This is a genomic window from Ligilactobacillus agilis DSM 20509, from assembly GCF_001436215.1.
GTDB lineage: Bacteria > Bacillota > Bacilli > Lactobacillales > Lactobacillaceae > Ligilactobacillus > Ligilactobacillus agilis.
Map to the genome: position 1 here is coordinate 1 of NZ_AYYP01000026.1, position 22684 is coordinate 22684.

Genomic DNA, 22684 nt, shown 5'->3' on the forward strand with positions numbered 1-22684 from the left:
ATCAAGAGAATAGAGAATTTTTATGCTCTTTTTTGCTTTCAAGTTTCAGTTAGTTATTAATAACGAACCCTAGGTTAACCCAGTTAAGGATTATCTAGGGTTCGGTTATTTTTTAAGTAGGATTAGCGAATGGGTGTATAATGAGTAGGTGAATATCCATAAGAGGTGAAGTTTTATGAAAGTAGCTGAATGTACTACAATTTTAGTAGGAAAGAAGGCCTCACTTGATGGCTCGACACTGATTGCGCGCAGTGAAGATGGGGGCAGAGAAATCTTACCTGAAAGTTTTAAGGTGGTCTTACCTGAGGATCAACCGCGCCACTATAAGAGTGTCCTTACTGGCTGTGAGGTTGAATTGCCTGGTGAACCTTTACGGTATACCAGCGTTCCAGACGCACATGGCAAGTATGGGGTGTGGGCCGCAGCTGGGATTAATGAAGAAAATGTTGCAATGACGGCGACTGAAACGATTACGACTAATGCACGGATTCAAGGGATTGACCCACTCTTAGTCGATGACGGCTTAGGCGAAGAAGACTTTGTTACCCTTACGCTTCCATACATTCATAGTGCGCGTGAGGGGGTCTTGCGTGTAGGTGAGTTACTGGCAAAATATGGGACCTATGAAATGAACGGCATGGCCTTTTCTGACAAAGATGAGATTTGGTATTTAGAGACGATTGGTGGACATCATTGGGCTGCTAGAAGAATTCCAGATGATGCTTACGTTGTGGCTCCTAACCGCTTTAATATTGACGAGTTTGACTTTGAGTCACCTGATTTTATGGCCTCGGCAGATCTGCAGACTATAATCGCTGACTATAAACTTAATCCAGATTTCGAAGGTTATAATTTACGTCACATATTTGGCAGTGCAACTGTTAAGGATACTCATTATAATAATCCGCGTGCTTGGTACGTTCAACACTACTTTGATTCTAACTTACAAACCACCCCGCTAGATCAAGATCAGCCGTTTATTGTACATGCCGACCGTAAAATTAGTGTTGACGACATTATGTTTTTGATGGCCTCGCATTATCAAAATACTCCGTACGATGTCTATGGAGACCAAGGTACAGCGGCGGAAAAGAAACGCTTTCGTCCAATTGGAATCAACCGTAATTTTGAAACGCATATTTTACAAATCCGCAATGATGTGCCGGCTGGGTTAGCGGGTGTGCAGTGGCTTGGTTTTGGGCCTAACACATTTAATGCAATGGTGCCATTTTACACTAACATTGTGGATACTCCTGCTTCTTTTAGGGACACAGGCTCAAAATTCAATTTGCAAAGTATTTTTTGGTTGAATAAGTTAATGTCGCAGTTGGGTGATACTAACTTTAAGCTTTACGGTGAGCTAGAGAGTGCATTTGAACAAAAAACCGTAGCTGCTTGCTATCGAATTCAACACCAAACAGATAAACTGGCTCAAGAATTACAAGGTGCCCAACTACAAACCTGCTTAACTAAGGCTAACCAAAAGATGGCAGATCTAACCTTTGCTAATACGGTTGAACTTTTGGGGAAGATGGTTGAAGAAGGACATGCACATATGCAACTTAAATATGATTTACTCGATTAGTTGGTATGTTTAACTTAGCGAGGTAGTTAGTTGTGAATCAAAGGGAAGAACTCATTCGGTTATGGTTTCAGATGTGGCTGCAAAAGAAAGATTTAGGAATTTTGAAGCTTTTTACGGCTGATGCTGTTTATGTTGAAAGCTGAGGACCTAAGTATCACGGTAATGCAGAAATTAAGCACTGGTTTGACGAATGGAACACGCGTGGAACCGTACTTTCCTGGGAGATTGATCAGTTTTTCCATAAGCAAAATCAAACTGTGGTTGAATGGCAGTTTAAATGTCAAATGAAAAACAGCGAAGTTACGGAATTCGATGGAATTTCGCTGCTTAAGTGGACAAGGGATAATAGAGTTCAGTTTCTAAAAGAATATGGCTGCAAAAGTGATAACTATAATCCTTACCAAATGTCGGCAAATAGTCCCCAATTTAGGGATGAAAAGGTAGACTGGCTGTAAGCATTGCTTAAGCTAAATTCTTAGCTGAATTATAAAAAACACGATTATCAATAAATTAAAACAGGCTGTGAGGGCAAATGGTTGCTTACTCTTACAGCCTGTTTTTTTTTAGTTATTGAATTCAGCTAGGTGTTTAGGGTCGACCTGTTCACTTCTAGAAGCAAGTGGACTCCAGTAGGTAAGGCCTTCGTTATTCAAGACTAAGCCCCATTGACCAGGTTCATTTGGTAAGTCGGTAAATTCAAAGAGGAAAGGCACTCGAAATGCTATCCAAGGTGTTGAAACCGTATTTAGTGGTGATAATTAGCCCACTATCGACAATTGCAATTTGACTAAGAGTTTCTTTAGCGGTAACAAGGGTGTCTAAAATGATGTAGTCCCCAATACTTACACGCACATTGTCACTGGCTGAGAGAATATCCTTTAAAGCCAATTGGTAGCTAGGGGCTAGTGCTAGTGGCTCCGTTAAATAATTCCAACTGGTTTGACCGTCCTTGTTGTGGGCAATGATAGTTGGAGCTTGAATAACCAAACGACCTTCTTCGTCGCTAGCACCTGGAATGAAGTCGACGACTAAGCCGCGGACGAGGATATTTTGATTTTGGTAGTCGGTAAGGTTGGTTAATTGGTCAGTAACCTTTAAGTTAGCATCCGCTAAGATGTAGCCTTGCAAAAGCCGGGCCAAAGCTTTGCGTTCAGGGTAAAGTTGGGCTGGGAAAGTGGCGATATTAGTCGGATTGTCACTTTGCTTAACCTTTTGTAACAGCTTAGTTGCTTCACTTATGAACTGTTCTTGGGAGATAAAGTTCATAGGAGTGATTGCACTGTCCGTCTTTTTAATACCAGTTACTTTTCGTTCGTTAGCCTTTTTTTGGTGAAGTAATTTTTTATTACTGAGTTTCTTTTTTGCCATAATTAACCTCGTTTGCTAAAAGTTTCTAGTTAAAAGTATAAGGTCAAATTGCTGGTCTGTCTAGGGAAAATAAGGATGTTAGTAAAAGGATTTTGCACAAAATATAGTGCTATTCTAAAAATAGAATACAATATGTAGTAGGTATAGGCTTGTATTTACACTAAACCTTGGGTATAATTAAGCACGTTGTTTTGCAAAACTGGACTAAGCTTGGTCAAATTTAGCATGAAGGGTAAGAGAAGATGTTTGCACGTTACTATGACGTTTTAACTAATTTTAGCAGTTATTCAAAAAATATTTTTAGAAAGGGCTACTTTGCGTGGTTATGGCAACAATGCCAAGGCTGGGGAAGATTTTCTTATGGGTTGTTAGGCTTTAACTTTATCTTGCAAGTTATTTCTTTAGGACAGTCCTTTAAGCAAACGCCGCTACTAGCGGTAATTGCTTTTATTGGGGGCAACCTCTCAGTTGCTTGTGTAATCGGAATTTCTAACCGGTCAGGAATTCAGGGCTGGGCCGGGGCAATTTCGGCCTTAGCGATTGCAACGACGGGCTTTATTGCCGGTAATTACGCCACAGCCTTTGAACAATTAGGGTATTTAATCTTTTTGGATTTATTTTGTATCTTAGATCCTAAGTGGAATGATGACATTCAAGTGGAAAAATTTGAATCAGGACTTGAGTGGATTAAATATGGCCTATTTTTCCTCGTAACTTGGTTAATAACCTACCTACTTTTTAGTTTGACAAGCGATCCGCGGGTCTTTTTGGATAGTTTAAACCTAGCAATGGCAATTACCGGTTCCTTGTTAGAATTAAACCGGAAAAGGGAGCAGTTCTTTGTGTGGACGCTAGCATCCCTGTTTACGATTGCATTGTGGGTTCAAACGATGCTTCAAGGTGACGGCAACTTTGCTTTGATTTTTAGTTACAGTGTATTCTTTTTAAACGATATGTATGCCTTGTTTAGCCGTAAAGGCTGGTTTAGGTTAGCTGAATAAAAATTACCCAGTAAGAATAGTGCTAAATTCTTACTGGGTAATTTTTTAGGTTAGTTAGAAAACCTTGAATGGTGGGAAAGGTTGAGCCATTGGGTGGTTAAAGTTAAAGTCTTTTAAGGGACTAAAGTCATTAGGTTCCAACCAGGTAGTTACACCCCGTGCTAGCATTAGGTTAGCTTCATAAGCAGACTTATCTTTCTTAGTAAAAGGTAGTAAAACGATAGGTTTATGGAGGGCGACGAACATGCCGATTTCCATACAAATTCCTTCGTCAATTTGGTCCATATCGTATAAAGCAACGCAGACATCGGAAGTTCCTACCGCGTTGAGGTCGTTATTGTAAGTGGCAATTTGCCATTCGAGGCTGCCAAAGACGCCGGCAGGATCGGAGTCTACGCGTGCATCTTTATATTGGAAATCGAATGGCTGGTGAACAACGCCGACAGTCGGGTTGGCTTCTAGTTGGGCTAGAGCTTGAGGGATGCGGGCACGTTGTTCTTCGTTGAAGAAGCTGGTAGCCAGGTAAATTTTAGTGTTAGCAACTGGGTCGGTATTTTTCAAAGTGAAAACTTCCTTTCAATAATAATCTAAACTAAGTTTAGCATGATTAGCCACTAAGGTTAATTAGTATTTTCCGGGAAATTAGGGAATTCGTTTGCGTAAGGGTGAAGGTAAGCCGGTGATAATGTTTAAGATTTCGTGGGCAAAGGCCTGGCTGCTAATGGGGCGAATCTTAGTTAGCCAGTTAAAGCACCTAGTCCTTATTAGGTTAGCGATGATGCGGGCCGGGTAATAATTACTAAGCCGCTTTTTAGAATAAACAATTCCAGGAAAAGCGCAAACGGCCCGCTGGCCCAAGCGACTGTAAGCGTAAAGTTCAACTTCCTTTTTAGTCGCCAGGTAATCCTTTAGGAAAAAGGGGGCGTAGTTAGCAGAAACATAAAGGAAGTTACCGGAGGTGTTAGCAAGAGTGTCAATGAGTTTTTTAGCAGGTAAGACGATACTAGTCTGGTAGGTTATTTGTTTACGGCGATTCTCAAATAAAATGCCGACACAGTCAATAACCCAGTCAGAAGTTTCAATTAGTTGCTGCCATGACGTATCGGCTAGTAAGTTGACGGCGTGGTAAGTAACGCCTGGAATAGAGGTTGGCCGCCGGCCAGTTCGTGACAGGCTGTGTAGTTCATATTCGGGGTGGTGCCTAAGCTCTGTCAAAATGCTTTGGCCAACTAGGCCGGTTCCCCCTGCGACTGTAATTTTCATTTAAATTTCCTCCATAAGTTAAGAAAAATGCTTACGGTAAGTGGACGGACTGTAACCACTGTAACGCTTAAAGGCCTTAGAAAAAGTGAAGGTATCATGGTAGCCAACGAGGTCGGCAATCTCTTGGATACTTTGGTTACTGGAGGTCAATTTACTTTTGGCATCTTCCATCCGCATTTGGGTCAACAACTTTTGGGGACTCGTGTGTGCAAATTTTTGAAACAAGTTATAAATATAGCTACGTGAAAGCGATAAGGAGACACAAAGGTCTTCAATGGTACAGTTATAGGTGTAATTATTTTCTAAGTAACGGACGGCAAGTTCAAATTGTTGGGCGGGTCGATTTTGGCTAGGGGCGGTGTTAGTGTGGGGAAATTCGGTTACGAGGTGGTAAAACATCTCGTAAGTCAAGTTTTCAACTAATAAATTGTTAGCCAGACTAGTTTTTTGGTGGAGGACCTCAAACAACCTTTGAAAGCTTTTAGTAAAGTTAGATTGGCCGGTGGCTTTGAGGTAGTAGTTTCCCGCTAGCTTAGAAGCTGCAAAAATATTGGCAATCTTAATCCCAGTTAACCCAATCCATGCATAATGCCAAGGATTGGTAAAGCTGGCTTGGTAAAAACAGGCTACTCCCTTAGGAAGTAAGAAAAAATCGCCTGCCTTTAGGCTAACGGTCTTGTGACCGGCAACCGAAAAATCTCCTTGGCCGGCTAAAATATAGTGGAGGACATAGTTGTCTCGAATATTATTTCCGCGAAAGGCGTAGCCGGGTTGACATTTTTCCTGCCCAAAAAACAAGATGTTACTTTCAATTCCGTTTTGACTAAGAGTGTGGTATTCGTTATTCATTATTTCTTCCTTAACTAAAAATTTACTATTAAAATTACTATCTATAAAATGTCAAAATAATTAAATCACTAGTAAACTATTCTTTTATTAACAAGGATTATACAACGAATATGTCAATTTGTATACTAGGTAAATTGGCAAATAATAGAAATTTACGACCATGGCTTTAGTTAAATGTAACCGTTATATTATAAGTGTGATCACGAGTAGGAAATTAGATTTAAATTTGGAGGCTAAGTTATGTCAACAACTAATAAAAAGATGAGTATGGGGCAACGGCTTGCCTATGCTTTTGGGGCATTTGGTAATGACGCCTTTTATGGCTTACTGTCAGGTTACTTAATTGTTTTTATCACGTCACACTTATTTAACACCGGTAATAAAGCCTTGGATAACCACATGATTTCACTGGTAACTTTGATTATCATGATCTTGCGTATTGTTGAGTTGTTTATTGACCCTTTTATTGGAAACGCTATCGACCGGACTAAGACCAAGTGGGGCCACTTTAGACCTTGGGTTGTTATTGGTGGGACTATCTCCGCGCTATTATTATTGCTATTATTTACGAGCTTAGGTGGATTATACGCTAAGAACGCCTTTGTTTACTTAGTTGTTTTTGCCATTATGTACATTACGATGGATATTTTTTATTCCTTTAAGGATGTTGGTTTTTGGTCAATGTTACCATCGTTAACAACCGATTCACGGGAACGGGAAAAAACAGCAACGTTTGCGCGCTTTGGTTCTACAATTGGTGGGGGCCTTGTTGGTGTGCTAGTTATGCCAGCGGTTATCTACTTTTCAGCTACCAAGACGACTTCAGGGGATAACCAAGGCTGGTTTGTCTTTGCAGCGATTATCTGTACGATTGCTTTAGTATCCGCTTGGTGTGTTGGTTTATTTACCCGGGAGGTAAATAGTGAAATTCGGGAAAATAAAGAAGATACTGTCGGGGTCTTTGGCGTTTTAAAGGCGGTTGCTCAAAATGACCAATTACTATGGATTGCGATTGCGTACCTCTTTTATGGAGTGGGTAATAATATTTTATGTTCTCTAGAGGTATATTACTTTACCTACATTATGGGCAAACCAACCTCATTTTCAATTTTATCAACGATCAATATCTTTTTAGGGATGATGGCGGCAGCCTTATTCCCAGTTTTGTCAAAGCGGTTCTCAAGACGAGCAGTCTTCACAGGTTCATTAACCACCATGTTGATTGCGATTGGATTATTTGCACTTTCGGGTAGTAACTTGTTAATGGTATTGGCTTCAGCAGTGTTATTTGCCTTTCCACAACAAATTGTTTTCTTGGTAGTATTAATGATTATCACTGATTCAGTTGAATACGGTCAATGGAAGTTAGGTCACCGTGACGAATCCCTCTCCTTATCAATTCGTCCCTTAATTGATAAGTTTGGTGGAGCTGTTTCTAACGGGGTTGTTGGTCAAATTGCAATCATGGCTGGGATGACAACCGGAGCTAGCGCTTCGACAATTACGGCTGCCGGAAGAACTAATTTCAAGTTGATGATGTTTGCAGTGCCCGCCTTAATGATGGTAATTGCTATCGTAATCTTTTGGAAGAAGATTATCTTAACTGAAGCTAAGCACGCAGAAATCGTGGCCGAACTTGAAAAGACTTGGGGAAAAGATTTAAAGGAAACTGATGTCGAAGCTACAAGCCAAGTTGCTGCTAAGACACTTAAACTTGCCAGTCCAATCGCCGGGCAATTAATGCCGTTGGCTGAGGTTAACGATCCTACCTTTGCTATGGGGGGTCTTGGTCAAGGATTTGCAATTAAACCAAGTGACGGTAAGGTTTACGCCCCATTCGATGCTACGGTAAGACAGGTCTTTACGACAAGACACGCTGTTGGTTTGGTTGGTGACAACGGCGTGGTAATGTTAATCCACGTTGGGTTAGGTACCGTCGCTTTGAAAGGAACCGGCTTTATCTCCTATGTTGATACGAATCAACGGGTGAAAAAAGGTGACCAATTACTTGAATTCTGGCAACCAACCATTCAAAAAGCAGGGTTAGACGACACGGTAATTGTGACGGTAACCAATAGTCAAAGTTTTACAGACTTTCAATTAACACTTGCACCAGCAAGTTCAGTTGAAGCTTTAACTACGGTAATGGAACTTAAACGAGGTGAAGGATAATGACAAAACTAATTGAAGTTGATGAACAACAACAAATTTTTCATTTATACAATGAGCAAATTTCTTATTTACTAACGGTAGAAGCTGGCCAAACTTTAAGCCACTTGTACTTTGGTAAGCGGGTTAGGGGCTATCACGGACAGTTAACTTATCCCCGGGTAGATCGTGGTTTTTCTGGTAACTTACCTGGAAGTGATGACCGGACTTTTTCTAAGGATACCCTTCCAAGGGAATACAGTAGTGCGGGCGAAATGGATTACCATTTGCCGGCAACTGTGGTCCGGCAAGCAGACGGAGCTAATGCATTAAATTTACAGTACGTAGGTTACACTGTTTTAGAAGGTAAACCTAAGTTGGCTGGTCTTCCTGCAGCTTACGTTGAAGACGATTCCGAAGCTGAAACGTTAGTAATCACTTTACGAGACGAAGTAACTGGATTGGACTATCAATTAAGTTACACTATTTACCGGGCCTTGCCTGTAATTACCCGTTCCGTTAAGGTGGTAAACAATGGGACCCAAGCGGTACAGTTAGAAAAAGTGGCCTCCATGCAGTTGGATTTTGTTGACCGCGACTTTGAAGTTATTTCTTTACCGGGAGCGCACGTTAACGAGCGGCATCCAGAACGGCGTCCTGTTTCCTTTGGAGTGCAAAGTTTTGAATCCCGGCGGGGAACTTCCAGTCACCAGATAAGTCCGTTTATTGCCTTAGTTGATAAACAAACCGATGAATTTAGCGGTGATGCTTACGGCTTTAACTTTGTTTATTCGGGTAACCATAAGTTTAGCCTTGAAAAAGATCAACTAGCTCAGCTTAGACTGTTAGTAGGAATTAATGACTATAACTTTACTTGGAAGTTAGAGCCTGCACAAAGCTTCCAAACGCCAGAAGTGTTAATGGCTTACTCCGACCAAGGGTTAAACAAGATGAGTCAAACTTTCCACCAATTAATCAGCAAGCGGGTGGTTAGGTCTAAGTATCGTGACTTAAAGCGACCAATTGTGGTTAATAACTGGGAGGCTACCTACTTTGACTTTGATGAAGAGAAGCTTAAACCAATTGTAGCTGAAGCTAAGCAACTCGGAATTGAAATGTTTGTCTTAGATGATGGTTGGTTTGGTCATCGTGATGACGATTATAGTAGCCTAGGTGATTGGCAAGTCTTCGCTAAAAAATTCCCGCAAGGGTTAGGCCACTTTGCTGATTATGTTCATAACCAGGGGCTTAAATTTGGTTTATGGTTTGAACCAGAGATGATTTCCTACGATTCAGACTTGTATCGCCAACACCCAGAGTATCTGATGCAAGTCCCTAACCGGGCTCCAAGTCCTTCAAGAAGTCAATACATCTTGGATTTGTGCCAAGCAGAAGTTCGCGACAACGTGGTCGAACAAGTAGCGACAATTTTGAGTCAAGGTCAAGTTGATTATGTTAAGTGGGATATGAATCGGCACTTATCCGATATTTATTCACTAAGCTTACCTGCAGATCGGCAAGGAGAAGTTTACCACCGCTATGTCTTAGGCTATTATGACTTGATGGAACGGTTGACTGCTAAATTCCCAGATGTTTTATTCGAAGGTTGTTCTGGTGGGGGCGGCCGCTTCGACGCAGGGGTAGCCTACTACATGCCACAAATTTGGACGAGTGATAATACCGATGCCTTAGCCCGCCTAACAATTCAAATGGGAACGAGCTTAGCCTTCCCACCTTCAATGATGACAGCTCATGTTTCCGCAGTGCCTAATCATCAGACTGGCAGGGTTACCCCATTTGAAACACGTGGGGCGGCTGCAATGAGTGCGGTCTTTGGTTATGAGCTTGATTTAACTAAGTTGACTTCTGCTGAAAAAGCTGCAGTTAAAGAGCAGATTGCTGCCTATAACCAAATGCGCGCATTAGTACTTGAGGGTAAATTCTATCGCCTTAAGAGTCCACTAGATAGTAATCAAGCCGCTTGGAACTTTGTTTCCGCTGATAAAAAGCAGGTTTTTGTGGCGGTCTTTAACGTCTTAGCCCAGGCTCAACCATACCTAACTAAGACTAAGCTAGCCGGGTTAGATAAGGATAAATGCTATCGTAATTTGGCGACGGGTCAGGTTTATGGCGGCGATGAATTGATGAATCTAGGTTTTTATGATCCAGTTGTTCGGCATGACTTTGCTAGTCAAACCTACCTATTTGAAGCAGTGACGGAGGAGTAGTTGAATGGCACTTGAAAATAAAGTAATGTTGATTACCTACCCAGATAGTTTGGGTAAGAACATTAAAGAGTTAACTGAAGTATTGACAGATGACTTTGGCGAAGCAATCGGTGGGGTTCATTTACTGCCGTTTTTCCCATCAACCGGAGACCGCGGGTTTGCACCAGTTGATTATCAGCAAGTGGCCCCTGAATTTGGTGATTGGGCGGATGTCAAAAAGCTAGGTAAACGTTACTACTTGATGTTTGATTTTATGATCAATCATATTTCCCGGCAATCGCGTTATTACAAAGATTTTCAAGCTAAGGGTTCGGCTAGTGCTTACGCAGAACTATTCTTAAGTTGGGATAAGTTTTGGCCCGAAGGACGTCCAACCAAGGAAGACGTTGATTTGATTTATAAGCGTAAGGACCGGGCCCCTTATCAAGAAATTACCTTTGCTAATGGGCAACGTGAGAAATTGTGGAACACCTTTGGTGAAGAACAAATTGATTTAGATGTTACTAGTGAAGTCACACAGAAGTTTATCAAAGACACGTTACGCTTTTTATGCGCACAAGGTGCAGACATTATTAGGTTAGATGCGTTTGCATACGCGGTTAAAAAATTAGATAGCAATGACTTTTTTGTTGAGCCAGAAATTTGGGATTTGCTGGCTAAGGTTAAGGCTGATCTTGCAGGGCACGGCGAGATTTTACCGGAAATTCATGAGCATTATTCATTACCATTTAAGATTGCAGAGCATGGTTACTTTGTCTATGACTTTGTCTTACCAATGGTGACTCTGTATTCGCTTTATAGTGGGAAAACAGCCCAGTTAGCTAAGTGGTTAAAGATGAGTCCCATGAAGCAATTTACTACCTTGGATACCCATGACGGGATTGGGGTGGTAGATGCTCGTGATATTTTAAGTCCTGCTGAAATCGAGTATACTAGTCAAGAACTTTACCAAGTTGGGGCTAACGTTAAGAAGAAGTATTCTAGCGCTGAATATCATAATCTGGATATTTACCAAATAAATACTACTTATTATTCTGCCTTGGGAAATGACGACCAAAAATATTTCTTAGCCCGGTTGTTGCAGGTATTTGCACCAGGAATTCCGCAAGTCTACTACGTTGGTTTACTAGCTGGTGAAAATGACATCGAGTTGCTAGAAAAGACCAAGGAAGGGCGCAATATTAACCGCCATTACTATAGTCGCGCCGAGGTTAATGCTGAGATTAAGCGGCCGGTAGTAGCTGCGTTATTGAAACTTCTCAGCTTCCGTAACCGTGAAGCAGCCTTTGACTTGGAGGGCACAATTGATGTTACTTGTCCAAGTCAAAGTGAAATTGTGATTAAACGACAAAATAAGGCCAAGACACGGACGGCGGTCCTAACGGCTAACCTAAAAACCAACGCTTATCAAGTTAAGGTTAACGACCAACTTGTAACCTTTGAATAGGTAAAAAATAGCTTAAGGTCACTAACGTAGCTAAAAGTTTTGCTACGTTAGTGGCCTTATTTTGGTATTATACTAAAAGAAAAGCAATTTCTAAGAGGTGAAGAGATGGGACAATTTGCAGACTTAAAGGCACTTTTAGAAGCTAATGCCGACAAGGAGATGGCGCGTGGGCAGGCGGCGTATATGCGCAATCAATTCAAGTTCTACGGAATTAAGACTCCACAGCGCAGGAGCCTGACCCAAAATTTAATCAAGGCTACTAAGCGGGCGGCTAAAGTTGAGTGGGACTTTTTGGATGCTGAGCAAAGGGAATACCAATACTTTGTTTGTGACTATTTGAAAGCGATGCAAGGACAGTTGGTTTACGCTGATTTAAAGCGGTTGGAGTTGTATGTGCAAACCAAGCAATGGTGGGATACGATTGATGTCTTGGATACTGTCATTGGCCAAATTGGGCTTAGTGATAAGCGAGTAGACCAGCTAATGTTGGACTGGTCCCAGGCTAGCGATTTTTGGCTGCGACGCATAGCGATTGATCACCAACGAGGCAGAAAGGAAAAGACTAAGCAAGAACTGTTGGCCAAAATTATTGATAACAATTTGAATAGGGGGAGAGTTTTTTATTAATAAGGCGATAGGCTGGGCTTTGCGTGATTATTCTAAAACTAACCCACCATGGGTCAAAGAGTTTCTTGCAAGTAGGAAAAATGGCTTGGCTAAACTAAGTCTGCGGGAAGCAAGTAAGTATTTAAGGTAAGTGTTCGTCAATAAATCTAAAATCTCTTATTGACGAACGAATTGTTAGATACTATAATAATGGAGTTAATGATTTTGGGCATTCGCCAAATTGGTAAGGCAGTGGACTCTGAATCCATAATTTACAGGTTCGAACCCTGTATGCCCAATGACTCATATTTTGAGACCCTAGCTTTTGAAAGAGGCTAGGGTCTTTTTTTGGTTTGCCTAAGAAGGATTAATGATAAAAATTAATTTTATTTTAATGTTATATTTTATTACTTTTATATGTAAATACAACTAACCTGAATAAACCTTGGTTTTAAAGGGTTTATGCTAAATTGCGACCTAACATGAATTGAGTTTTTTAAGGGCTGTTACGCTTAAAATTAGTAAAAAATAATAAAAGCTCTTGCTGATAAAACTTTGATATAACGGGATTTTTGCTTGAAATGTAACTTTTTAAAGAGTGATAAAATGAGAATATGTACCATTTTATTACAAAGGTGTGCTATAATATTTTATATACTAATAAAAGACAAGGGGAACATGAAATTATGAAGAAATTTTTCATTTGGCTTAGTTTCTTGTTGGGAATAACATTTATTACAACGCTTGTTGCCAAGCCCGAGCAAGTCTTAGCGGCCGAAAAAACATATACGATTGCAACTGATGTGACTTTTCCCCCATTTGTTTACGCAAATGCAGACAATAAATATGTCGGGATTGATATGGATTTAATTAAGGCGGTAGCTAAAGAAGAAGGTTTTAAAGTTGAAATTAAACCAATCGGCTTTAACGCTGCTATTCAAGCAGTCCAAGCTGGGCAGGTAGACGGAATGATTGCCGGAATGACCATTACCAATGAAAGAAAGAAGACGTTTGACTTTTCAACGCCTTACTACTCATCTGGGATTGTGATGGCAGTCAAGCCTGGTAGTGGGGTTACTAAGCTAACCGACTTGAAGGGGAAGAAAGTCGCAATTAAGACCGGGACTTCAGGAGCCGATTATGCTAACTCAATTAAAAAGAAGTACGGCTTTAAGACGGTAACCTTTGATGATTCAGACAATATGTACGATGATGTTAAAACAGGTAACGCGGCCGCCTGTTTTGAAGATTCCGCGGTGTTAGAATACGGAGTTAAGACTGGCCTGGGACTAAAAATTGTGACAAAGCCAACTAATACGGGCGATTATGGTTTTGCTGTTAAAAAAGGTGCCAACCAGGAATTACTAGCCAAGTTCAATCATGGCTTGGCTGCCCTCAAGAAGAACGGTACTTATGACAAGATCATTGCCAAGTATACGGGTAAGAAGGCCTTGGCCGATAAGAAGAATGCAGCTAGTGGACACAGCGAATATACAATTATGGGCTTACTAAAGCAAAATAAAACCACGTTATGGCATGGGGTTTTGGAAACCCTTTGGTTAACAATTGTTGGGATTGTGTTTGCAACTATCTTTGGGGTGATTATTGGTTTATTAGGGGTGGTTCCTAATAAGTTAGCCCAAGGAATCTCTACCACTGTAATCTACATTTTCCGTGGGTTACCATTAATCGTGTTGGCACTCTTCATCTATAACGGGGTTCCAAGTTTAACCGGTACTAAAGTTCCTGCTTTCATTGCGGGGGTTATTACCTTGACCTTAAATGAAGGAGCATATATCGGCGCCTTCGTAAAAGGTGGAATTGAGTCGGTAGACCATGGACAGATGGAAGCAGCTCGTAGTTTAGGTTTGCCATTTGGTAAAGCCATGAAGAAGGTTGTGTTACCACAGGGGATTAAATTGATGGTTCCATCATTTATTAACCAATTTATTATCACCCTGAAAGATACTTCAATTCTATCGGTAATTGGAATCTTAGAATTAACCCAAACTGGTAAGATTATTATCGCTAGAAACTTACAAGGATTCAGAATGTGGGCAATCATTGCCGTTATTTACTTGCTAATGATAACTATCTTGACATTGATTTCAAAATGGATTGAACGGAGGATGAAGAACTAATGACAGAATATAAGGTTGATGTAACAAACTTACAAAAAAGTTATGGTTCGAACCATGTTTTAAAGGGGATTGACTTTAAAGTTGCCAATAACGAAGTGGTCGTTTTAATCGGGCCGTCTGGTTCGGGGAAGAGTACGCTGTTACGATGCTTAAATAAGCTGGAAGAACCAACCAGCGGTTCAATTGTGATTGATGGTCAAGATATTAGTTTACCATCGACTAATATTGATAAGGCACGCGAAAATATTGGGATGGTGTTCCAACATTTTAACTTGTTCAATAACATGACTGTAGGCGAAAATATTATGTTAGCCCCAGTCGAACTAGGAAAAATGGACCGGCAAACTGCTGAAACTGAAGCGCGGCAGTTATTAGAAACAGTTGGATTATCCGACAAATTCGATGCAATGCCAGCGTCTCTTTCTGGGGGACAAAAGCAACGGGTAGCCATTGCCCGGGCTTTAGCGATGAATCCGGATGTGATGTTGTTTGACGAACCAACTAGTGCGCTTGACCCAGAAATGGTTGGCGACGTATTAGAGGTTATGAAAGAATTGGCCAAAAATGGGATGACGATGGTGGTAGTTACTCACGAAATGGGCTTTGCTAAAGAAGTGGCTGACCGGGTTGTCTTTATGGCTGATGGTTACGTAGTAGAGGAAGGCAAGCCAGAAGCAGTCTTCGACCATCCCCAACATGACCGGACGAAAGCGTTCCTAGATAAAGTTATTAACGTTTAAGTAATAAGGCTGCCGGACCCGAGGGGAAGGTGGCCTTTTTTCGAGAGGAGTTTTTGCATGATAAAGGTAATTTTAGTGATGCATGATCAAAACGGGGATTACTACAAGATGAATAAGACCTTTTTTGAAAGTATGCCTAAAGTCGGTGAATATATCTACAACACGGATGGGTTAGCCTATGTGGTAGAAGAGGTGGCTCAATTTGCGGGCTACGTTTCTAGCAAGGGCGCAATTGCAATTCTAGTAGTTCATCAAGCCGATGAAGACCATCCGGTAAGTAATTTATATGGGCTTGATATTGAACGTGATTTGGATGATTAATTTAGCTTTAGTAGTGTTTAACAAAAATTTATAAAAGTAGCGTGCAAGGTTAACTAATTGGTGTTAGGATAGTAGTTATCGACAGATTTAGTGTGAAAGGATATGTTTTTATGGTAACTGAAGGTGAAAAGATGCCTTCGACCTGGCGCAAAACTTTTATCGCCCTTTGGTTTGGCTGCTTTATGACTGGGTTAGGTGCTTCAATGACGATGCCCTTTTTACCACTGTTTATTTCGTCAATTGGTAATTTTAGTCGGTGGCAACTAAATATCTATTCTGGGATTGCCTTTGCGGGAACCTTTTTAACCCAGGCATTAATTTCGCCTTATTGGGGGAGCCTGGCGGACCGGAAGGGGCGGAAGTTAATGTGTTTGCGTGCTTCCGGAGTAATGGCAATTACAATTTTCTTAACGGGGATGGCAGTTAATGTGTGGATGATAATCGCACTGCGGCTAACCCAGGGCCTGTTTTCTGGCTATATCAATAATGCGACTGCTTTTATCGCGGGAGAAACACCGCGGAGTAAGTCCGGGTCTGTGATGACCATGATTATGACAGCGGGCGTGACCGGTAACCTGTTAGGCCCTTTATTTGGAGGGGCATTAGCCGATACCTTTGGCTACCGGATTCCCTTTTATATTACCGGAGTTTGCATGGCCTTGGCCTTTTTGATGACACTATTTAATACGACGGAGCATTTTAAGCCTATTTCTAAAAAGGAAATGCAACCAATGAGACAAATGTTTGCGGACCTAGAAAAACCGGGCTTAATTATTATCATGTTCTTGACGACACTGATTGTACAGTCGTCACTGATGTCAATTTCGCCAATTATTAGTTTATTGGTGAAAGAATTAATGCATAATCACGGTAACGTTTCATTTGTGAGTGGGATTGTTGCGGCCACCCCAGGGTTTGGAACCTTATTAGTGGCTTCTTGGTTAGGACATAAGATGGATGCAGTTGGTCCTTTGAAGGTGTTGATGGTCGGTTTATTAGCTGCTACTCTGCTATTTATTCCAATGTTTATGACGGATTCCCCTTGGTTATTGGCCTTTTGGCGCTTTTTACTAGGGGTAGCTAATGCAGCCTTGCTACCGGCTGTTCAAACTGCTTTGACTATTAATGTTCCTGCCAAATCATTTGGCCGAATTTTTAGTTATAACCAGTCCTTTCAAGCTGCGGGTGGGGTGATTGGACCTTTGATGGGTTCGCTCGTATCCAGTGCGCTAGATTATCAATATGTTTTCTTAGTGACTGCCAGCTTGGTGTTTGTTAACTTACTGTTGGTGGTTGGAGCTAAGGTTCAACAAATTAAAACTAAATAAAATCTTTCCAAACTGACTTTGCTAAATTTTACACAAGGTCAGTTTTTTGTTATGCTTATTATAAGAAATGTTTCTAAAAGGACAGACTGAAAGGATGTTTGAATGACAAATAGAATACGGAAATACCGCTGGGGACGCTGGTTAGTATTTTTAGTTGCCTTAGAGATTATTGCTTTAAGTATTAACTTTTTTACGCTCCTATAGACATTGCCGCGGGGGGAACGACTGGGATTGCCATCTTGGTGGAAGCAGTCTGGCAAATTGACAGGTCGTTAACAGTCTTAGTTTGTAACCTGGCCATGATTGTCTTGGCGGGGGTGTTCTTAGAGCGAAAAGTGGTTAAAAATATTGCGGTAGGGAGTTTATTATTACCGTTACTAATGAAAATAACCCCGAGTTTTAAGGTGACCGATAATGAGTTGTTAGCCGTTATTATCGGTGGGGTGCTAATGGGCTTTGCGGTCGCGCTGCTGTATCGAGTAAACGCTTCTAGTGGGGGAACGACGGTCCCACCATTAATCTTAAAAAAATATTTTTACTTAGATACGGCTTTTAGCTTAATGTTAATTGATCTAACCGTCATTTTAATGAACGTTTTTGTAGCCGGCTTGAATGCTTTTTTCTTGGCTGCTTTTTCCCAAGTGGTGACTGCCTTAGTGATGCGCTATACGGAAGCTGGTTTGGACTTGAAATATCAAGTTCAGATTCTAAGTAACGACTTGCTTCCTCAAATTAAGGAAGCGTTGTTAGCAGAAAATAGTAGCTTGACTGTTTACGATGTGGTTGGCGGTTACAGCCAAACCCCACGCCAACAGCTATTGTTAATTGTAGATCGTCAGGATTACGGGCGGTTGATTACTAGTATCCACGAAATCGATCCGCAGGCCTTTATAGTAACCTCGCAGGTAACCAAGGTTCACGGCGGTAAGTGGGGAATGTGATTGTTTGTAAGTGAGTTAGTGAAGAAAATAAGCGCTGAAGGTGTGATATTGATGTCACCTTCAGCGCTATTAGTTTAAGCTTTATTCGTAGGATAATTCGATTAAGAAAACGTTACTGTCGATTAAGTGGCTGCTTGTTGCCCAAACTTCATGGTAGCCACTTGGTCGGTGACCACTTTGCTCCCAAAAATAATCTAATAAATTACCGTGTTGGGCTAAAAAGTCGTCTTGCAGGCGGTTAACCATCAAGCGGTTTTGTGGAAAATAGATGTCAGCGTCTGCTATCTGTAAATCATCCTTAATAAAAATTTGAACGACGTTATCGTATTTATTTTTAGCAAAGTAGAAAGCCTCAGGGTGTCGTCTCAAATAAGAGAGGACATAAAAAATAGAATCAGAGTTACTTGCCACGGGTTGCTCCCCCTTATACGTGCTTAGTTTTTCTTAATTGTAACATTTTTTTAGGTAAAGCTAAAATTGAAAACGGTTAACCTAAAGAAATAAATTTTGAAACCATCTAAGGCAAAGTATATAATTATTATGTGTAAGAAGAAAGGGGGGCTTTTAGTGGCGGTAGTACACTTTTACCTAGTAAGGCACGGACAGACCAAGCTAAATAAGAAGAGACGACTCCAAGGAGTGACCAACTCGCCGTTAACCAAAAAGGGGATTAGGATGGCCAAAAGGTTAGGTCAAGAGTTAAAGCAGATTAAGTTTGAAGCGGTGTATACGAGTGATTTGAAGCGAACACAAAAAACGGCTCAGTATATTATCGATGAAAACGAGGCCTATTACCCCCCCGTTTATCAAGATCCTGATTTACGTGAAATTAGCTTTGGTAAGTTTGAAGAGGCTAAGAATACTAAGATGATTCCCAAGGCCTTAAAAGCTTTGGGGTTACGGCGAATTTTGCAAGCGCTACTTAATGAAGAACATGTGGCTGAATTGACAGAGCTTTTCCGTTCCCTAGATGGGAATGAAGTGATTGAAGATGCTGATCACCTTACTTTGAGGATGACCCGTGCACTAACCAATATTGGAAATCAGTACCAAGATAAGGGAGGAAACATCTTAATTGTTACCCACGGGTTAATTTTGTCCAACTTTATTGAGAGTTTGGAAGGTGAGGTGCCCCTCTTTTTATTAGATAATTCACGGGCTAGTCGGGTCGACTATGAAAATGGCAAGTTTAAGGTTATATACGTTAACAGAATGAAGTTAGATGATAAGGGGATGGCTAAGGATGCTATATCCTAAAACCACTGCATTAATTCACGAGCTAGTCACAAAGCAGGTAGTTCCTGGGGTAAGCTATGCCTATTTACACCAAGGCCAACTTCAAACCGGGGTATTTGGTTTAGCCCAGTTAAAACCAACCAAAGAAAAGTTAAGACCGGGCATGTATTACGACTTAGCATCTTTGACTAAGGTCATAGGTACTACTACCGTAATTTTAAAGTTAATAGCCAGTGGTCGGCTGGGAGTCGATGATGCGGTTACCAAATATTTACCGGCCTTTAAGGACCAGCGGGTTACCATTAGGCATTTATTAACGCACACTTCGGCCATTAGTGGTTACATAAAAAATCGTGATGAACTAAGTCCTGCGGCCTTGTTAGCTGCACTACATCAACTTAAAGTTGGTAGTGGTTTAGGAAAAAAGGTTGTTTACACGGACATCGGGTTGATTTTTTTAGGAGAAATCATAGAGAGCTTTTATCAGCAACCGGTCCAAAGGGTGATTGAAAAAGAAGTTCTAGCTAGGTTAGGATTGAGTCAAAGTACCTTTAATCCACCTCTAAGCTTAGCGGTTCCAACTGAATTGACGGCTAAACGTGGTTTAATTAGAGGGCAGGTGCACGACCCTAAGGCCTACACCCTAAAAGAGCATTGTGGTTCTGCTGGCTTGTTCATGACCTTACATGATATGGTTAAGTTTAGCCAGTGGCTCTTACAACCAGACTCTACGCCAGGGCCACTTGATTCTAAAATGGTAAGCGCTCTTTTTAAGGATTGGACTCCTAGTGGGCACGATGGTCGTTCACTTGGTTGGGATTTACGGTACACTTGGCAAAACCAAGCTTGCCTTTATCACACTGGTTATACCGGGACGATGCTATTAATAGACCAGGCTAATCAAGATGCACTAATTTTACTAACTAACCGGGTACACCCCGCTGGTAACAACCAGGCTTTTTTAGCCCAGCGTGAATTACTTTTGGGACAATATTTACGTGAAAAATATTTTTATGAAAAGGATGGAAGCAAATGACAGCACCACTATTTTTAAAACCTTATTTTCAAGAAAAAATGTGGGGTGGTAAGCGCCTCAAAACGGAATTTGGCTATGAAATTCCTAGTGACACTACCGGGGAGTGCTGGGCAATTTCGGCTCACCCCCACGGACCGGCTGTAATTGAAAATGGCCCCTACCAAGGCTTGAATCTAGCTGAGCTTTGGCAACAACACCGGGAAGTTTTTGGAAACGCCAAAGGTGATGTTTTTCCCTTATTAACTAAAATTTTAGATGCACGTGATGACTTATCTGTGCAAGTCCACCCAAATGATGCTTACGCATTAAAACATGAAGGTGAGTTGGGCAAAACGGAATGTTGGTATGTTTTAGCTGCTGATGAGGGAGCGGAAATGATTTATGGTCACCACGCCCAAACTAAAGCAGAGTTAAAGCAACTGATTGAAGCTGGAGACTGGCAACACTTATTAAGACGGGTCCCAGTCAAAGCCGGCGACTTTCTTTACGTTCCTAGTGGGACCGTGCATGCAATCGGTAAGGGGATTATGGTATTAGAAACCCAACAAAGTTCTGATACAACTTATCGCCTGTATGATTTTGATCGGGTTGATAAAAAGACGGGCCAAAAGCGTGAATTGCACTTACAACAATCAATTGACGTTATCAACGTTCCCCACGTTGACCCTAAGCTAAACCGTGAAGTGAAACAGGTGGCTGGAATTGAGGTAACGACCTTTGTAGATACTGACTTCTTTAAGGTTCAGCGTTGGCAATTAGCTGGTCAAGCCGGAAGTCTAATCCGCAATAGTGATGAACCTTATACCTTGGTTTCTGTGATTGCTGGTAGTGGCAAGCTAACCGTAGCCGGTATAGACTATGAGTTACAAAAGGGGCAACACTTTATCTTGCCAAATGATGTCAAAGAGTGGCAGCTAGAAGGAACACTAACGCTAATTGCTTCCGTTCCAGGTAAGAAGGCCTAGCTAAGGAAAGGATAGAATTATAGATGAAAAAAGTATATTTTAGTCATGATGGTGGCGTTGACGACATTATTTCTCTCTTTTTACTCTTGCAGATGGAATCAGTTGACCTAATCGGGGTTGGTGTTATGGGAGCTGATTCTTACTTGCAACCAGCTAGTGAAGCTAGTCGCAAAGTAATTGATCGCTTTGCACCAACTAAGAAATTAGCAGTAGCTAACTCAAATGCCCGGGCAGTTCATCCTTTTCCAAAGGAATGGCGATTAGATGCTTACTCGGAGAATGCATTGCCAATTTTAAACGAGAGCGGTAAGATAGTAACTCCGGTAGCAGCTAAGCCGGCTCACTTGGATTTAATTGACAAACTAGAGGCTAGTTCAGAAAAGGTAACCTTACTATTTACCGGCCCCTTAACAGATTTAGCTATGGCTTTAGAATTAAAGCCGGTAATTGCCGATAAGATTGAAGAATTGCGCTGGATGGGAGGTTCGTTTTTGAAGGAAGGTAATGTGGCCGAACCCGATTGTGATGGTACCCAGGAATGGAATGCTTTCTGGGATCCAGAGGCTGTTAAAACAGTTTTTGATTCCAAGATTCCCCTAACAATGGTGGCACTAGAAAGCACTAATAATGTACCCTTGACTAATGATATTCGCCTTAGCTGGGCTAAAAACCGGCGCTACATTGGCCTTGATTTTATTGGAAATAGTTACGCCTTTGTACCGGAGTTACGCGATTTTCCTACTAACTCAACCTATTACCTTTGGGATGTTTTGACGACTTGCAGTCTATATAAGCCTGATTTGGTTAAGGAAAAAGAAATTAAGTGTGATGTTATGACCCAAGCACCTAGTGATGGTCGGACCTACTTAAGCGAAAATGGGCGTGAGGCTAAATTAGTATACGATGTTGATCATGATAGCTTTTTTGAAACGATTATGGAATTAGCTAAGCGTGCCCAGTAAGCACAACAAAGCAACCTCTGACGCAAATCAGAGGTTGCTTTGTTTTTTATTTGAGCAGACTTTGTAAATAAGGAACAACATTTTCACCGGCTAAGTCGCCTAACCCGGTAATCCATCTGTACTGGTCATGTTCTTCAAAGTCTAGATTGACATCAGTTTTTGAATCTACCAGTAGGTGGGCGGCATAAACCAGTCTAGTAAACACTAGTTGGCCGTCTAAGTTGCTATCTTCATGGAGAATGTTTTCGAGTTCAATCTCTAATCCAACTTCTTCACGACATTCTCTAATGGCGGCCATTCTTGGTAATTCACCAACCTCGACCCGGCCGCCAGGAATGTCCCAATGAGCAGGGTAAACATTTTTTTGTCCGCGTTTAATCTTATTTCGCCTAATTACTAAGTATTTCCCATGAGCTTTGATGAGACTATGTGCGATTAACTTATTTTCCATGCGCTTTCCCCCGCGTAATTATAAGTGGTAAGTTCATAAATTATCGCACATCTTTTACAGTTTAGCTA

General features: G+C 41.2%; 20 protein-coding genes, 1 tRNA gene and 2 pseudogenes. 16 read left to right on the forward strand and 7 right to left on the reverse strand.

Annotation, left to right across the window (positions count from 1 at the left end; translation table 11 throughout):
* Nucleotides 1–175: 175 nt before the first annotated feature.
* Nucleotides 176–1585 carry a C69 family dipeptidase gene (locus FC14_RS03930; protein ID WP_056976561.1) on the forward strand — a complete coding sequence of 470 codons (1410 nt, stop codon included), beginning with the start codon at nt 176–178 and terminating at the stop codon, nt 1583–1585.
* 563 nt (nt 1586–2148) lie between these two features.
* Here the strand turns inward: FC14_RS03930 and FC14_RS10520 are convergent.
* Nucleotides 2149–2298 (reverse strand): hypothetical protein, encoded by a 150-nt coding sequence (locus tag FC14_RS10520; RefSeq protein ID WP_156655731.1) that lies wholly within the window; start codon nt 2296–2298, stop codon nt 2149–2151.
* On the reverse strand, nt 2282–2953 hold the full coding sequence (locus tag FC14_RS03940) for a hypothetical protein (RefSeq protein WP_056976562.1): 672 nt from the start codon (nt 2951–2953) through the stop codon (nt 2282–2284). The genes FC14_RS10520 and FC14_RS03940 overlap by 17 nt, the downstream gene beginning before the upstream one ends.
* A 242-nt stretch (nt 2954–3195) precedes the next feature.
* On the opposite strand from FC14_RS03940, the gene pnuC reads away from it, so the two are divergent.
* Nucleotides 3196–3954, forward strand: a complete 759-nt coding sequence (gene pnuC / locus FC14_RS03945) for a nicotinamide riboside transporter PnuC (RefSeq protein WP_056976563.1) — start codon at nt 3196–3198, stop codon at nt 3952–3954.
* Nucleotides 3955–4008: 54 nt separating this feature from the next.
* Here the strand turns inward: pnuC and FC14_RS03950 are convergent, their stop codons facing one another.
* The 3 genes from FC14_RS03950 to FC14_RS03960 all read right to left on the reverse strand — a co-directional run bounded on the left by FC14_RS03950 (nt 4009) and on the right by FC14_RS03960 (nt 6066).
* Nucleotides 4009–4515 (reverse strand): nucleoside 2-deoxyribosyltransferase, encoded by a 507-nt coding sequence (locus FC14_RS03950; RefSeq protein WP_050611962.1) that lies wholly within the window; start codon nt 4513–4515, stop codon nt 4009–4011.
* An 81-nt stretch (nt 4516–4596) separates the two neighbouring features.
* Nucleotides 4597–5217, reverse strand: a complete 621-nt coding sequence (locus FC14_RS03955; RefSeq protein WP_056976564.1) for an NAD-dependent epimerase/dehydratase family protein — start codon at nt 5215–5217, stop codon at nt 4597–4599.
* 18 nt (nt 5218–5235) lie between these two features.
* Nucleotides 5236–6066, reverse strand: a complete 831-nt coding sequence (locus FC14_RS03960) for an AraC family transcriptional regulator (protein WP_056976565.1) — start codon at nt 6064–6066, stop codon at nt 5236–5238.
* A gap of 240 nt (nt 6067–6306) precedes the next feature.
* On the opposite strand from FC14_RS03960, the gene FC14_RS03965 reads away from it, so the two are divergent.
* The 10 genes and pseudogenes from FC14_RS03965 (at nt 6307) to FC14_RS04010 (ending at nt 17966) form a co-directional block, all read left to right on the forward strand.
* Nucleotides 6307–8238 carry a sugar MFS transporter gene (locus FC14_RS03965; RefSeq protein ID WP_056976566.1) on the forward strand — a complete coding sequence of 644 codons (1932 nt, stop codon included), beginning with the start codon at nt 6307–6309 and terminating at the stop codon, nt 8236–8238.
* Entirely contained in the window at nt 8238–10442 is a 2205-nt protein-coding gene (locus FC14_RS03970) for an alpha-galactosidase (RefSeq protein WP_056976567.1), read from the forward strand. Before FC14_RS03965 ends, FC14_RS03970 begins: the two co-directional genes overlap by 1 nt.
* A 4-nt stretch (nt 10443–10446) precedes the next feature.
* Nucleotides 10447–11889 carry a sucrose phosphorylase gene (gtfA, locus tag FC14_RS03975; protein WP_056976568.1) on the forward strand — a complete coding sequence of 481 codons (1443 nt, stop codon included), beginning with the start codon at nt 10447–10449 and terminating at the stop codon, nt 11887–11889.
* A 105-nt stretch (nt 11890–11994) separates the two neighbouring features.
* A pseudogene (locus FC14_RS03980) lies at nt 11995–12646 on the forward strand (DNA alkylation repair protein).
* A 75-nt stretch (nt 12647–12721) separates the two neighbouring features.
* A tRNA-Gln gene (locus tag FC14_RS03985) sits at nt 12722–12794 on the forward strand.
* Nucleotides 12795–13181: 387 nt separating this feature from the next.
* Complete coding sequence (locus FC14_RS03990) at nt 13182–14636, forward strand: amino acid ABC transporter substrate-binding protein/permease (protein ID WP_056976569.1); 1455 nt, start codon at nt 13182–13184, stop codon at nt 14634–14636.
* Entirely contained in the window at nt 14636–15376 is a 741-nt protein-coding gene (locus FC14_RS03995) for an amino acid ABC transporter ATP-binding protein (RefSeq protein WP_050611970.1), read from the forward strand. Before FC14_RS03990 ends, FC14_RS03995 begins: the two co-directional genes overlap by 1 nt.
* Nucleotides 15377–15433: 57 nt before the next feature.
* Nucleotides 15434–15697, forward strand: a complete 264-nt coding sequence (locus tag FC14_RS04000; RefSeq protein WP_056976570.1) for a hypothetical protein — start codon at nt 15434–15436, stop codon at nt 15695–15697.
* 110 nt (nt 15698–15807) lie between these two features.
* On the forward strand, nt 15808–17025 hold the full coding sequence (locus tag FC14_RS04005; protein WP_056976571.1) for an MFS transporter: 1218 nt from the start codon (nt 15808–15810) through the stop codon (nt 17023–17025).
* Between the two features lie 102 nt (nt 17026–17127).
* Nucleotides 17128–17966, forward strand: a pseudogene (locus FC14_RS04010) (YitT family protein).
* Between the two features lie 81 nt (nt 17967–18047).
* Here FC14_RS04010 and FC14_RS04015 read toward each other — a convergent pair.
* A complete protein-coding gene (locus FC14_RS04015; RefSeq protein WP_056976572.1) occupies nt 18048–18377 on the reverse strand; it encodes a hypothetical protein in 330 nt (109 codons plus the stop codon).
* 156 nt (nt 18378–18533) lie between these two features.
* Here FC14_RS04015 and FC14_RS04020 point away from each other — a divergent pair, with 156 nt between their 5' ends.
* Genes FC14_RS04020 through FC14_RS04035 form a run of 4 tightly spaced genes read left to right on the forward strand, consistent with a single transcriptional unit; the run spans nt 18534 to nt 22165 of the window.
* Nucleotides 18534–19223, forward strand: a complete 690-nt coding sequence (locus tag FC14_RS04020; RefSeq protein ID WP_050611975.1) for a histidine phosphatase family protein — start codon at nt 18534–18536, stop codon at nt 19221–19223.
* Nucleotides 19210–20238, forward strand: a complete 1029-nt coding sequence (locus tag FC14_RS04025) for a serine hydrolase domain-containing protein (protein ID WP_056976573.1) — start codon at nt 19210–19212, stop codon at nt 20236–20238. The genes FC14_RS04020 and FC14_RS04025 overlap by 14 nt, the downstream gene beginning before the upstream one ends.
* Nucleotides 20235–21203: a mannose-6-phosphate isomerase, class I gene (gene manA, locus FC14_RS04030; RefSeq protein ID WP_056976574.1), complete on the forward strand. Its 969-nt coding sequence runs from the start codon at nt 20235–20237 to the stop codon at nt 21201–21203. Before FC14_RS04025 ends, manA begins: the two co-directional genes overlap by 4 nt.
* A 23-nt stretch (nt 21204–21226) precedes the next feature.
* Entirely contained in the window at nt 21227–22165 is a 939-nt protein-coding gene (locus tag FC14_RS04035; protein ID WP_056976575.1) for a nucleoside hydrolase, read from the forward strand.
* A 46-nt stretch (nt 22166–22211) separates the two neighbouring features.
* Here the strand turns inward: FC14_RS04035 and FC14_RS04040 are convergent, their stop codons facing one another.
* Nucleotides 22212–22616 (reverse strand): NUDIX hydrolase, encoded by a 405-nt coding sequence (locus FC14_RS04040; protein ID WP_056976576.1) that lies wholly within the window; start codon nt 22614–22616, stop codon nt 22212–22214.
* Between the last annotated feature and the right edge of the window lie 68 nt (nt 22617–22684).

Bases quoted from the DNA above. Each gene is read 5' to 3' on its own strand.
- FC14_RS03930 (WP_056976561.1), top strand. From the start codon at position 176: ATGAAAGTAGCTGAATGTACTACAATTTTAGTAGGAAAGAAGGCCTCA.
- FC14_RS03940 (WP_056976562.1), bottom strand. From the start codon at position 2,953: ATGGCAAAAAAGAAACTCAGTAATAAAAAATTACTTCACCAAAAAAAG.
- pnuC (WP_056976563.1), top strand. From the start codon at position 3,196: ATGTTTGCACGTTACTATGACGTTTTAACTAATTTTAGCAGTTATTCA.
- FC14_RS03955 (WP_056976564.1), bottom strand. From the start codon at position 5,217: ATGAAAATTACAGTCGCAGGGGGAACCGGCCTAGTTGGCCAAAGCATT.
- FC14_RS03960 (WP_056976565.1), bottom strand. From the start codon at position 6,066: ATGAATAACGAATACCACACTCTTAGTCAAAACGGAATTGAAAGTAAC.
- FC14_RS03965 (WP_056976566.1), top strand. From the start codon at position 6,307: ATGTCAACAACTAATAAAAAGATGAGTATGGGGCAACGGCTTGCCTAT.
- FC14_RS03970 (WP_056976567.1), top strand. From the start codon at position 8,238: ATGACAAAACTAATTGAAGTTGATGAACAACAACAAATTTTTCATTTA.
- gtfA (WP_056976568.1), top strand. From the start codon at position 10,447: ATGGCACTTGAAAATAAAGTAATGTTGATTACCTACCCAGATAGTTTG.
- FC14_RS03990 (WP_056976569.1), top strand. From the start codon at position 13,182: ATGAAGAAATTTTTCATTTGGCTTAGTTTCTTGTTGGGAATAACATTT.
- FC14_RS03995 (WP_050611970.1), top strand. From the start codon at position 14,636: ATGACAGAATATAAGGTTGATGTAACAAACTTACAAAAAAGTTATGGT.
- FC14_RS04000 (WP_056976570.1), top strand. From the start codon at position 15,434: ATGATAAAGGTAATTTTAGTGATGCATGATCAAAACGGGGATTACTAC.
- FC14_RS04005 (WP_056976571.1), top strand. From the start codon at position 15,808: ATGGTAACTGAAGGTGAAAAGATGCCTTCGACCTGGCGCAAAACTTTT.
- FC14_RS04025 (WP_056976573.1), top strand. From the start codon at position 19,210: ATGCTATATCCTAAAACCACTGCATTAATTCACGAGCTAGTCACAAAG.
- manA (WP_056976574.1), top strand. From the start codon at position 20,235: ATGACAGCACCACTATTTTTAAAACCTTATTTTCAAGAAAAAATGTGG.
- FC14_RS04035 (WP_056976575.1), top strand. From the start codon at position 21,227: ATGAAAAAAGTATATTTTAGTCATGATGGTGGCGTTGACGACATTATT.
- FC14_RS04040 (WP_056976576.1), bottom strand. From the start codon at position 22,616: ATGGAAAATAAGTTAATCGCACATAGTCTCATCAAAGCTCATGGGAAA.